At 43.4% G+C, this 553-nt stretch carries 1 protein-coding gene; it reads left to right on the top strand.

The window, feature by feature from the left end; genetic code table 11:
- Window positions 1-126: 126 nt before the first annotated feature.
- On the top strand, window positions 127-553 hold a 427-nt coding region (locus tag EAE89_RS23205), incomplete at its 3' end, for a hypothetical protein (protein WP_214086690.1).

Raw genomic sequence — 553 nt, 5'->3', positions numbered from 1 at the left:
TGGTAAACCGATTAAATAATCGCCCCAGAAAAACACGGGGAGGGAAAACACCGAATGAATTATTTAAAGGAATACGAACATGTTTACTTCCGGATTAACGATGTTGCACTTATTATGTGAATCCAAGTGTTGAAATATAATGGAGCTGAAATTATTCGTAACAATCTGGTTCGTGATGGTAAGTATTATGAGTATCATGAGGCAAGCGATGTTATTAAAACTTTATGGTTGACCCCAGATGAGAATAAGCGCGTCTCCTCACCGTCGACAAACTTAATTAACATTGATATCAATTCCTCCCCACAGCCGCAGAAACATATTCAGGGCGAAAATAAAGTGCAGCAGGATGTTGCCAACGGTTATATCCAAAATTCCGCGACCCATAAAATATTCACCCTCGCGGGCATTCTCAATAAAACCGATTTTGCTTCAACACAGATGGCTAGCCTTGCCACCGGCGGCATTCGTCCCGGTGAAATGCAGCTCGACCCCAATGTCCGGCCCAACGCCTATCTATCGCAGTTCTACCTCGACCTGACCTTGAATGGCAATA

The sequence above is a fragment of the Photorhabdus heterorhabditis genome, assembly GCF_018448905.1.
In the GTDB taxonomy this organism is placed as follows: domain Bacteria; phylum Pseudomonadota; class Gammaproteobacteria; order Enterobacterales; family Enterobacteriaceae; genus Photorhabdus; species Photorhabdus heterorhabditis.
Note: the sequence above shows the minus strand (reverse complement) of the source record. Positions and strands in the feature narration are given on the sequence as shown.